Here is an 8,738-nt window from a genome sequence, read left to right on the forward strand (position 1 = left end):
AGAACGGCAAGAACGAGAACGTTTAGAACGGCAAGAACGAGAACGATCAGAACGGCAAGAACGAGAACGTTTAGAACGGCAAGAATGAGAACGTTTAGAACGGCAAGAATGAGAACGATCAGAACGGCAAGAACGAGAACGTTTAGAACGGCAAGAACGAGAACGATCAGAGCGGCAAGAACGAGAGCGATCAGAACGGCAAGAACGAGAACGTTTACGGTTGGATTTAGGCTCTTGGTTTAGAAAGTTTTCCATTCCTGCCGCTTTTATCTCTTCCACTGCTTTTTGAATGTCGTCTTTTGAATACATGTATGAAAAGCCTCCTTAATAAAAAATGAGATTTTATTTATTTTTGAATTTTGAATAATGAACTTTCTATAAATAGGGTATGTTGACTAGATGAATTGTGTTTGTTCTTTTTGAAAAATGGTGTTATACCCTAAAGAAAACAGACTGTGATAGGTAGCCAACTATTTATGAATTAGTATATTGATCTTTTTGACCTGCAGGAGTGATACGAGGTTTTAGAAGATTTACAGATTTTTGAATATCAAAGTTTATAAAGAATACCCCCTTATTTCAGTAATTTGAAAAAGAAATTCTTTTCGTACTATTACATAATGAAGAATTTATTTTTTTGCATCGGAGAAGCATATATGGCTGATAAAAATGAGATTATGGTGGATGTGACAATCGGAGAAAGAAAAGCATACATTGATTGTAGATGAAAGAGAGGGGAAGGGAGAAAATGATACCTTCTTATGATTTTTTTATTCATCCAATGTATATTGTCGAGTTGCGAAAAGATGTTTGGTCTGATGATCCTGTTCCAGCTAAGTTAACATATAATAAAAAAAAGTATGATATTGATATCGTATATCGCGGCTCTCATATTCGAAAATTGAAGAAAAAATCATATCATGTGAAGTTCTATAAACCAAAATTTTTTCAAGGTGTGAAAGAGCTGCATTTTAATTCGGAGTTTAACGATCTTTCTTTAATACGGAATAAGTTATCACTAGATTTTTTTTCAGACATTGGTACGTTATCGCCAAAGGCGCAACATGTTCTTGTGAAGGTTAATAATCGATTTGAAGGAGTTTATTTACAGTTAGAATCGGTAGATGAAAATTTTTTACGAAAACGAAAATTACCAAATGGTTCGATTTACTATGCAGTCGATGATGATGCGAATTTTTCATTAATGAGTGAGTTAGATAGAGATATAAAAACGAAATTGTCCTTAGGGTATGAGGTGAAATATGGAAATGAACATAGTGAAGAACACATTAGCGAATTTATCTATCAACTGAATACGATTTCCAGAGCAGCTTATGAAAAAGAAATTGTAAAATATGTGGATGTTGATAAATATTTAAGATGGTTAGCGGGTGTTGTATGCACACAAAACTTCGATGGATTTGTGCACAATTATGCGCTCTATCACAATGAAGACACAAAGTTGTTTGAAATGATTCCATGGGATTATGATGCAACGTGGGGACGAGATGTACAAGGCCGAAAGATGGATCATGATTATGTTCGTATTCAAGGGTTTAATACGTTAAGTGCTAGATTACTTGATGTTGATGTATTTAGAAAGCAATATAGAAAAATTTTGGAAGATATACTCTCTCATCAATTTACAGTAGAATATATAAAACCGAAAGTAGAAGGAATGTACGAAGAACTTCGTCCACATATTTTGCAAGATCCGTATGTGAAATCGAAAATAGATGTGTTTGATAGTGAGGCAAGTTTGATTTTTCAATATATAGAAAAGCGTCATGAATTTATACGAGAACATTTAGATGAATTATGAAGACGAACAAAAAGAGATTGAACGATCAATCTCTTTTTTGTTATATAATAAGAGTAATTTAAATTGAAGAAGGTGAAATGATGGAAATAAAATGGATTGAATGGGTAAAACAAGTACAGGCAATTGCGCAGGCCGGATTAGCATATTCAAAAGATGTATATGATATAGAACGCTTTCAAGAGCTACGGAATTTATCAATTGAAATGATGTCACATTATACAAAAACGGATTGGGAAGTAGTCGAGCATTTATTTGCAAGTGAAGCGGGTTATCAAACTCCAAAAATAGATATACGGGCGGTCGTGTTTCAAGACGGAAAGCTACTTTTTGTAAAAGAAAAAAGTGATAGAAAATGGGCACTTCCAGGCGGATGGGCTGATATTGGATATACACCTACGGAAGTTACGCAAAAAGAAGTTTTAGAAGAAACAGGTTATAGAGTAGAAAATTTTCGTTTACTATCCATCTTTGATAAACAGAAACATCAACCGTCACCTTCTGCAATTGATGTATATAAAATATTTATTAGCTGTGAAATAGTAGGTGGAGAAAGACAAATCGGTATTGAAACAGAAGATGTTCGCTTTTTTGGAGAAGAAGAATTGCCGGAATTATCGATAGGAAGAAATACAGAATGGCAAATCCGGCAAATGTTTGCTTATATGAAAGATCCGAATAAAGAAAGACTAGTTGATTGAAAAATTTCTTTGTAAAGAAGTAGTAAACCTTTTATAACTAGCTTGTCTTTTGGAATCATTTCTAGTAATCTATATTCCATCGTGTACTTTCTCCTTTCGAAATAGAAATGGTAAGTATGTTTTTTCTATTATTGCATAATTTTATACTATTAAGTAGTAGCATATTGGCAAGGATAGATTTTTGTGAAATAATGAGAAAGTGTGTGTAGAAAAAAAGGAGATAATGAAGAATGTTAGCAAATTTGATTGAACAGTTACTACATTTTTTTATAAGTCTAGGCTATTTCGGGATTGCGCTAGGGCTCATGATTGAAATTATTCCAAGTGAAATTGTATTATCTTATGCGGGTTATTTAGTTGCTAAGGGAGAAATTAATTTCGTTGGGGCAGTGGTTGCTGGAACGATTGGTGGAACGTTAGCACAAATTTTCTTGTATTGGCTTGGATATTATGGCGGACGTCCGGTTGTTGAAAAATATGGTAAATATTTATTGATTAAAAAGAAACATTTAGATGTAGCGGAAGAATGGTTTAAGCGATATGGTGCAGGTGTGATTTTCTCTGCGCGCTTTATCCCAGTTGTACGTCATGCAATATCGATTCCAGCAGGATTAGCTAAAATGTCATTGAAACGATTTACAGCATATACAGTACTTGCAATTGTTCCGTGGTCTATTCTGTTTATTTATTTTGGTGAAAAACTTGGCGGGAATTGGCGTCATATTAAAGAATATGCTGCTGACTACACGCATTATTTCGTCGTAGGGGCGATTCTTTTTATTGCTGTATACATAGGTATGAAATTATTGAAAAAAAGAAAAACAGTTCGTTAAAGTCAATGAATTTTCATTGGCTTTTTTCTTTGTTTATCCCGCTATTTGTGGGCAGTAAGACTCTATTTTAAGGTTTTGAGAGACTAAAGTTTTATCTTATATAAGTTCTAAAAGTAGAAAGTTGTCCATATGGTGTAGTAAAACAGTATAGCGGAGGAATTTCATGAAAGGATCACCGTTTTTACGCGGAACATTCTTTTTAACAATGGCAACGATGATTTCGAAAATGTTAGGTTTTATATATGTTATTCCTTTTACAGCGATGGTTGGAACGGGAGGATATGTATTATATACATATGCTTATCGTCCTTATACAATTATGCTTAGTATCGCAACGATGGGACTTCCTTTAGCTGTCTCCAAAATGGTATCTAAATATAATGAATTAGACGATTATTACACGGTGAAACGAGTATTAAAAAGTGGGCTTATTTTTATGGGGTGTATGGGAGTTATATCATTTTTGTTGTTATATTGTTTAGCTCCCAATCTAGCAAAGGTTGTTATTGATAGCGGAGATCAAACGGGCAATAGTGTAATTGCTGTTACATATAATATTCAAATTGTAAGCTTTGCTTTACTAATTGTTCCTTCTATGAGCTTATTACGTGGATTTTTTCAAGGGTTTCAATCGATGGGTCCATCCGCTTTAAGCGTAGTAGTAGAACAGTTCTTTCGCGTGTTGACAATCTTAATCGGAAGTTTTGCAGTGCTTCAATTATACAAAGGATCAACAGCGTTGGCGGTTGGAGTTGCTACGTTTGGAGCTTTTGTAGGAGCTGTAGCAGGACTTGGCATATTAATTGCGTATTACTTAAAGAGAAGGCGGCATTTAAAGAAAAAAGAAAATATGAGTGTTCCGCAAACAACAAAATCATTTTTCGCACTGTACAAAGAATTATTTGCATACTCCATTCCATTTGTTGTTGTAGGTCTTGCGATTCCCTTGTATCAAACAATCGATACATTTACAATTAATAAGCTATTAATGCAAATAGGATATTTGCAGCGGGAAGCGGAAAAAATAAATGCTGTGATTGGGCTTGTACAAATGGTTGTGTTAATTCCAGTTTCGGTTGCCACGGCTTTTAGTATGTCACTCGTTCCTGAGATGACGAAGGCGTATACAGCCAAAAATGAAAAGTTATTATATAAACATTTTACGAGAACAAATTTACTTGTAGTATTTCTAACGATTCCAGCATCGTTAGGAATGATATTTTTAGCTGAACCAGTATATACATTACTATTTGGTGTGGGAAATGATCCTGCGCTAGGAAGTGTGATTTTACGCTATTACGCCCCGGCCTGTATATTATTTTCGCTCTTTGCGGTAACAGCGGCCATGCTACAAGGGATTAATCAACAGGGAAAAACAGTACTTGGTTTGTTTTTAGGAATAGGGATAAAAATTGTGTTAAATATTGTATTGCTTCCACAATATGACTATATTAGTTTTATTATTGCGACGTATGCTGGTTATACTGTTTCTGTTTCGTTTAACTTGTGGATACTTTCTAAATATGTTATAAAGGCAACATAATGTCTATAAAAGACAGAGAATACTCTGTCTTTTTCTATTTGAATAATTTGTGAAGAAAAGCGTTTTCAAAATAATTTTCTATTGAAATCTGTTCATTTGTTTCATATGCTGAAAATGGCGGTTTAAAATAGACTGTTATTTTAAAGTGAGGTTGATTCCTACATGTAAAAAGAATCGGGGTGATAGTATGTTAAATATTTATTTAACAGACCGAAACGGAAAACTACAAGAGATTGAGGAGATTCAAAAAGGTTGCTGGATTAATGTACTCCATCCAACAGAGGAAGAAATTCAATTTTTAGTTCAAACATTAAATGTTGAACTGGACTTCATTAAAGACCCATTGGATGATGAAGAACGTTCGCGTATTGAAAAAGAGGATGATAATGCCTTAATTATCGTTGATATCCCAACAGTGAGACATGATGAAGAAGGGAATTCAATGTATGATACAATTCCAATTGGTATGATTGTCATGCCGGAATGTTTTGTTACAATTTGTTTGGAAGAAAATCCGATTTTTGAGCGCTTTATTAATCAGCGCATTAAAGAATTTTATACTTTTAAAAAGACACGTTTCGCACTGCAGCTCTTATATACGATCTCTACTTATTATTTACGTTATTTAAAACAGATTAATCGAAAAACAACTGATTTAGAGCATGAGCTCAATAAATCGATGAAAAATAAAGAGATTTTTACGTTATTAGAACTTGAAAAAAGTTTAGTGTACTTCACAACATCTTTAAAGGCAAATAAAATTGTAATTCAAAAATTAATGCGAAATAATACATTTATAAAAATGTATGAAGATGACCAAGATTTACTGGAAGATGTATTAATTGAAAATAAGCAAGCAATTGAGATGGCCGAAATATATAGCAATATTTTAAGTGGTATGATGAATACATTTAGTTCTGTCATTTCTAATAATTTAAACAGTGTTATGAAGTTTTTAACTTCTATGACAATCATATTATCAGTGCCAACAATGGTTTCCAGTTTTTTTGGAATGAATGTTCCGGTTCCTTTAAGTGAAAATCCGCATGGTTTTTTAATGGCTATGATTATATCTGCAATATTATCTTGCTTAATGGCCTTCATTTTTTGGAAGAAACGTTATTTTTAATATGATGAAAAGCTGTTTTGGAATATTTCCAAAACAGCTTTTTTACTATAAAATGTTGAGAAATTAGCATTTTTGCGCACTGCTGTTCATTAATTTACGAAATGAAACATGTATAATATACCATTTAGGTTAATTTTTATAAGTACTTGTTCAATCTACGAATTACAGTTACAATTACTTATTGTTAATGAAAAGATGGGGGATATGCATCATGGAAATGTTTCATTTACCAAAAGCATTCCTGCAAATGAATACGATTTTTATTTCGATTTTAATTGAAGCACTGCCATTTGTGTTAATTGGTGTATTTATTTCAGGATTCATTCAAATATTTGTGACAGAAGATATGGTAGCAAAATGGATGCCGAAGAATCGTTTTCTGTCTGTATTATTAGCAGTTTTTCTAGGTATGATGTTCCCGGGGTGTGAATGTGGAATTGTTCCGATCGTTCGGCGCCTTATCGGGAAAGGAGTACCACCATATGCAGGGATTGCCTTCATGCTGACTGGACCGATTATTAATCCTGTCGTTTTATTTGCGACATATGTAGCGTTTGGTAGCAGTATGCATATGGTTTGGTATCGCGCTATTGTCGCTATTATTGTCGCTATTATTGTGGGTCTTATCTTATCGTTTATGTTTAAAGATCATCAACTACGGAATACTAATTTTCCGGTGGTAGATCATAATCGACCATTTCGTCAAAAATTTTGGGACGTATGTACACATGCTGTTGAAGAGTTTTTCTCAATGGGAAAATTTTTAATTATTGGTGCACTTATTGCGGCAAGTGTACAAACTTTTGTGAAGACTTCTACACTCCTTGCAATTGGACAAGGACCGTATTCTTCACCAATTGTTATGATGGGACTTGCTTTTATTTTATCATTATGTTCAGAAGCTGATGCATTTATTGCATCTTCATTCCAAAGTACATTTGCAACACCAGCTCTAGTCGCTTTTCTTGTATATGGACCGATGGTAGATATTAAAAATATGATTATGATGCTTGCGAATTTTAAAACACGTTTTGTTATTGTGGTTATTGTTTTAATTACAGTTGTTGTTTATGCAAGCTCACTACTCATTTATATGATGGGGTGGTAATCGATGTTTCGAGCATATATTTTACTTGGATTTACAATTTTATTAGCACAACTTCATATTTCTGGTGATATCACGAAATATATCAATATGAAATATGCGTATTTATCAAAAACAGCAGCAATTATTTTAGGATTTTTAACTGTGATCCAAATGATTATTGTATTTCAAAAAGAGCATGGTAAACATAAACATAATCATGACCATGATCATGATCATGAATGTGGGTGTAATGCAAGTCACTGTGGTCATGATCATTCAAAAGACGAAAACACATGGTGGAAACGTACGATTGCGTATACACTATTTTGTTTTCCAATTATTTCGGGGCTCTTTTTCCCAATTGCAACACTAGATTCTGACATTGTAAAAGCAAAAGGGTTTCATTTCCCAGTTGCACAGCCAGAAAGTAAAGACCCGTTTATGAATCGGCAGTTTTTAAAACCTGATACGAGCATTTATTATGCAAAAGAAGGATATCGGGAAGTTATGGAAAAAGAGAAGAAGCAATTTGTGAAAAAAGATCAAATTGCTTTAGATGATACAAACTTTTTGAAAGGAATGGAAGTCGTTTATAACTATCCTGGTGAATTTACCGGTAAAACAATTTCTTTTAAAGGGTTTGTATTTCGTGATGATTCTGCTAAAAAAGAACAATACTTTTTATTCCGCTTTGGAATTATACACTGTGTAGCGGATTCAGGTGTATATGGAATGCTGGTCAAGAAACCTGAAGATGCCCAGTGGAAAAATGATGATTGGATTCAAGTTGAAGGAACAATTTCAACAGAGTTTTATCAACCGTTTCACGCAAATATTCCTGTATTAGAAGTTACAAAATGGAGCACAGTAGAATCTCCAAAAGAACAATATGTATACCGAGGAGCCGATTGATAAAGTCGGCTTCTTTCTTATAGATGTAAAGCAGATAAGGGAGACTTCCGTTGTTGAAAATTTCACTTTATGATTATAAATAGAAAAAGAACATCTAAACATTAGATGTTCTTTTTCATAGTTTTTTTGTCTACATAAAAGTTGTATGAAGTGGTTAGCTAGTTAGCAAAAACAAGCAGCACCAACAATAATTAAGAGGATAAATAATACAACAACTAACGCAAATCCACCGCCGTGACTTCCAAAGCCCATTGTTTTTTCCTCCTTTTGTTATAAAGTACATAATACAATATGCACTTTTATAATGCTTTGACCGGGATATATGCCATATAAAGACGTTTTTTTTATTGTATAGGGATAGAGGGAGAAGGAAACATATAAGAATGATGATTTAAAAGTGGTGCTTTGTTATGAAAGCAGGCCATATAAATTACGGGGTTCTAGAGCGGGAGTATATCAACATTGAGAGTGCTTTTTTCATGGGAAAGTGACTCTTATTGATGATGGGTTTGTATATGGGTTTTCAGTATAAAAAACAATCTTTGAAAACATAAGTATATGGGATCAATCTCTTGTAAGGTTCCCAAAAGTTCTGCCGTTTTATTTATCCCGCTATTTGTGGGCAGTAATACTCCCACCTCAAAATTCGGCGAAAGCATTGTCCAGCTCTAGCGGCTAGAATCTCCGGTCGTTTCGCCCCCTCGGACGAGGCAA

Annotated in this window: 9 protein-coding genes; 7 read left to right on the plus strand and 2 right to left on the minus strand. The window is 33.8% G+C overall.

Annotation, left to right across the window (positions count from 1 at the left end; genetic code table 11):
• A partial coding sequence (locus MR076_RS25405) for a CotG/ExsB N-terminal domain-containing protein (RefSeq protein ID WP_396021742.1) occupies positions 1 to 309 on the minus strand: 309 nt, incomplete at its 3' end.
• Positions 310 to 748: 439 nt separating this feature from the next.
• On the opposite strand from MR076_RS25405, the gene MR076_RS25410 reads away from it, so the two are divergent.
• From MR076_RS25410 to MR076_RS25440, 7 genes are all read left to right on the plus strand, one after another.
• A complete protein-coding gene (locus tag MR076_RS25410) occupies positions 749 to 1,822 on the plus strand; it encodes a CotH kinase family protein (RefSeq protein WP_242225346.1) in 1,074 nt (357 codons plus the stop codon).
• An 80-nt stretch (positions 1,823 to 1,902) separates the two neighbouring features.
• Positions 1,903 to 2,520 carry an NUDIX hydrolase gene (locus tag MR076_RS25415; protein ID WP_242225347.1) on the plus strand — a complete coding sequence of 206 codons (618 nt, stop codon included), beginning with the start codon at positions 1,903 to 1,905 and terminating at the stop codon, positions 2,518 to 2,520.
• Positions 2,521 to 2,750: 230 nt separating this feature from the next.
• On the plus strand, positions 2,751 to 3,353 hold the full coding sequence (gene uptA, locus MR076_RS25420) for an undecaprenyl phosphate transporter UptA (RefSeq protein ID WP_242225348.1): 603 nt from the start codon (positions 2,751 to 2,753) through the stop codon (positions 3,351 to 3,353).
• A gap of 163 nt (positions 3,354 to 3,516) precedes the next feature.
• Entirely contained in the window at positions 3,517 to 4,896 is a 1,380-nt protein-coding gene (locus MR076_RS25425; RefSeq protein WP_242225349.1) for a putative polysaccharide biosynthesis protein, read from the plus strand.
• 187 nt (positions 4,897 to 5,083) lie between these two features.
• Positions 5,084 to 6,025, plus strand: coding sequence for a magnesium transporter CorA family protein (locus tag MR076_RS25430; protein ID WP_242225350.1), 942 nt, complete (start codon positions 5,084 to 5,086; stop codon positions 6,023 to 6,025).
• Between the two features lie 211 nt (positions 6,026 to 6,236).
• Positions 6,237 to 7,133 carry a permease gene (locus MR076_RS25435; RefSeq protein WP_242225351.1) on the plus strand — a complete coding sequence of 299 codons (897 nt, stop codon included), beginning with the start codon at positions 6,237 to 6,239 and terminating at the stop codon, positions 7,131 to 7,133.
• Between the two features lie 3 nt (positions 7,134 to 7,136).
• Complete coding sequence (locus tag MR076_RS25440; protein ID WP_242225352.1) at positions 7,137 to 8,024, plus strand: TIGR03943 family putative permease subunit; 888 nt, start codon at positions 7,137 to 7,139, stop codon at positions 8,022 to 8,024.
• A gap of 162 nt (positions 8,025 to 8,186) precedes the next feature.
• Here MR076_RS25440 and MR076_RS25445 read toward each other — a convergent pair whose 3' ends face one another.
• Positions 8,187 to 8,276 (minus strand): YjcZ family sporulation protein, encoded by a 90-nt coding sequence (locus MR076_RS25445; RefSeq protein WP_020060957.1) that lies wholly within the window; start codon positions 8,274 to 8,276, stop codon positions 8,187 to 8,189.
• Positions 8,277 to 8,738 lie beyond the last annotated feature (462 nt).

It is taken from the genome of Bacillus cereus group sp. BfR-BA-01380, from assembly GCF_022663535.1.
GTDB lineage: Bacteria > Bacillota > Bacilli > Bacillales > Bacillaceae_G > Bacillus_A > Bacillus_A cereus_BB.

Coding starts and splice junctions, on each gene's coding strand:
- MR076_RS25430 (WP_242225350.1), top strand. CDS start 5,084: ATGTTAAATATTTATTTAACAGACCGAAACGGAAAACTACAAGAGATT.
- MR076_RS25435 (WP_242225351.1), top strand. CDS start 6,237: ATGGAAATGTTTCATTTACCAAAAGCATTCCTGCAAATGAATACGATT.
- MR076_RS25445 (WP_020060957.1), bottom strand. CDS start 8,276: ATGGGCTTTGGAAGTCACGGCGGTGGATTTGCGTTAGTTGTTGTATTA.
- MR076_RS25415 (WP_242225347.1), top strand. CDS start 1,903: ATGGAAATAAAATGGATTGAATGGGTAAAACAAGTACAGGCAATTGCG.
- MR076_RS25440 (WP_242225352.1), top strand. CDS start 7,137: ATGTTTCGAGCATATATTTTACTTGGATTTACAATTTTATTAGCACAA.
- MR076_RS25425 (WP_242225349.1), top strand. CDS start 3,517: ATGAAAGGATCACCGTTTTTACGCGGAACATTCTTTTTAACAATGGCA.
- MR076_RS25410 (WP_242225346.1), top strand. CDS start 749: ATGATACCTTCTTATGATTTTTTTATTCATCCAATGTATATTGTCGAG.
- uptA (WP_242225348.1), top strand. CDS start 2,751: ATGTTAGCAAATTTGATTGAACAGTTACTACATTTTTTTATAAGTCTA.